This window comes from Acidisphaera rubrifaciens HS-AP3 (genome assembly GCF_000964365.1).
In the GTDB taxonomy this organism is placed as follows: Bacteria; Pseudomonadota; Alphaproteobacteria; order Acetobacterales; family Acetobacteraceae; genus Acidisphaera; species Acidisphaera rubrifaciens.
The window spans coordinates 1-2,167 of record NZ_BANB01000293.1 but is presented as its reverse complement, the minus strand read 5'-3'; the positions used below and the strand labels follow the sequence as shown (position 1 = coordinate 2,167).

Below are 2,167 nucleotides of genomic sequence, written 5' to 3'. Positions count from 1 at the left end.
GCAGCGGGCGGTGGGACGTGTCTGCGGGCGGCGTGCGACATCCTGGACGGGCTGCCGCGCGGCCGGCCAGAGGGCGAGCCGCTGCACGACCCCTGCGCCGTCGCCTGGCTGATCGCGCCGCATCTGTTCACCGCCCGCACGCGGCCCGTCACGGTCGTCCTGGAGGCCGGTCCGGCGCGCGGGCGCACGGTGTTCGGACCGCCGGAGGCGCCCGGCGGCGGCGGCCGTGTGCGGGTGCTGGAGACGGCGGACGCGGACGGGGTGTTCGCGTTGCTGGCCACCCATCTCGCGAGGCTGCCATGAAGCTCGCCGATCTCGGGCCCGTCGGCCGGGTGATCGCGGCCCGGGTGCGTCTGTTCGCGGGGCTGGCGTGCGGGCTGGTCGCCTATGCGTTGCTGCCGGGCAGGCTCGGACCGGTCGCGATCGGCCCCGCCACCCGCGGCATCCTGGCATGGGACATCGGCGTGCTGGTGTTCCTGGGCGGCGTGGCGCTGCTGTGCCTGTCGGAGCATCTTGACCGGATGCGCGAGGATGCGGCGGCGCAGGAGGAAGGCGAGTGGACGATCTTCGCCCTGACGGTCGGGGCCACGACCGCGAGCTTCGCCGCGATCGGCGGCGAGTTCTCCGGCCTGTCGGGGCTGCCGGCGGGACAGCGCGGCCTGCAGGTGGCGATCGTGGCGGCGACGCTCGCGCTGTCGTGGCTGATGTCGCAGACGATCTTCGCGCTGCGCTATGCGCATGAATACTACGCGACGGCGCCGGGGGGCCGCGACGTGGACGGCGGCCTCGATTTCCCGGGGGGACAGCCGCCGGACTATCTCGACTTCATGTATTTCGCCCTGGTGCTCGGCATGACGTTCCAGGTGAGCGACGTGCAGATCACCTCGCGCAAGCTGCGCCGGCTGGCCGCGCTGCACGGGCTGCTGGGCTTCCTGTTCAACACCATCATCCTGGCGCTGACGGTCAACATCGCCGCCGGGCTGCTGTAGCGCGATGCGCGAGGCCCTGGCGCATCTGCGGCGCGATCCCGCCCTCGGGCCGCTGATCGATCAGGTGGGGCCGTACCGGCTGCGCCCGGTGCAGCGCAGCCCGTACGAGGCGCTGGTGCGGGCGATCGCGCATCAGCAGGTGCACGGGCGCGCGGCGGAGGCGATCCTCGGCCGCTTCATCGCACTGTTCCCGGAGACGGCGTTCCCCGAGCCGGAGGCGGTGCTGTCGGCCGACGACACGCGCCTGCGCGCCGCCGGGTTTTCCGGCAGCAAGATCCTGGCGATCCGCGACATCTGCCTGCGCACGCTCGACGGCACGGTGCCGACGCGGCGGCGGGCGATGCGGATGAGCGACGCGGAGCTGATCGCGCGGCTGACGGAGGTGCGCGGCGTGGGCCGCTGGACGGTCGAGATGCTGCTGATGTTCACCCTCGGCCGGCCCGACATCCTGCCGGTGGACGATTTCGGGGTGCGCGAGGGATATCGCGTGCTGCATGGCCTGGACGAGCAGCCACGCCCGCGCGACCTCGCGGCCCTGGCGGAGCCGTGGGCGCCGTGGCGCACCTACGCCGCGTGGTATCTGTGGCGCGCGGCGGAGGCGGCGCGACGGACGGGGCCGCAGAGCCGGGCGTGACGCACGGGGCGGGCGGCGCGGCGCGTCTGCCGGGATCATGCGGACGGTCGGGTTATTTGGCTCATCTTCCGATCCCGGCCACGCGCGGCAATCGCACGGTGGCAACGGCGGGACGGTCATTTATCGCGGCGAAAGTCTTGAGCGAGGGAACTTGACCGCCTGCTGACGCCTTATTTGGTCCGGACTTATTGTCCCCAAAGGAATTGCCATGAGCCTTGTTACGGGACTTCCGTCTGCCGCGTTGTCGCGCCGCCTGACGTTGCGCAGGATGGCGGCCGTGGCCGGCGGGGCGGCGCTGCTGTCCGCGACCATGAGCAGCCGGCGCGCCGTCGCCGCGGGAAACAAGGTGACGCAGGCGGCCGCCGGCTATCAGGAGTCGCCGCAGGGCGATCAGAGCTGCGACAGCTGCGCGCAGTTCGTGGCGCCGGCCGCCTGCAAGGTCGTCGAAGGCAACATCAGCCCGGGCGCGTGGTGCAAGCTGTACGTGAAGAAGCCGGGCTGAGGCGTCCGCGCCGGCGGCAGGATCGACGCCCGCCGCTATGGC

General features: G+C 72.4%; 4 protein-coding genes. All 4 read left to right on the top strand.

Features of this window, described 5'->3' with window-relative positions:
- Positions 1-303 (top strand): nucleoside hydrolase (locus B8460_RS09790; RefSeq protein ID WP_048861413.1); only part of this gene is annotated, 303 nt, incomplete at its 5' end.
- Positions 300-989: a DUF1345 domain-containing protein gene (locus B8460_RS09785; protein WP_048861412.1), complete on the top strand. Its 690-nt coding sequence runs from the start codon at positions 300-302 to the stop codon at positions 987-989. The genes B8460_RS09790 and B8460_RS09785, both read left to right, overlap by 4 nt.
- 4 nt (positions 990-993) lie before the next feature.
- Entirely contained in the window at positions 994-1,623 is a 630-nt protein-coding gene (locus B8460_RS09780) for a DNA-3-methyladenine glycosylase family protein (RefSeq protein WP_048861411.1), read from the top strand.
- Between the two features lie 277 nt (positions 1,624-1,900).
- On the top strand, positions 1,901-2,125 hold the full coding sequence (locus B8460_RS09775) for a hypothetical protein (RefSeq protein ID WP_199445598.1): 225 nt from the start codon (positions 1,901-1,903) through the stop codon (positions 2,123-2,125).
- The last annotated feature ends 42 nt before the right edge of the window (positions 2,126-2,167 follow it).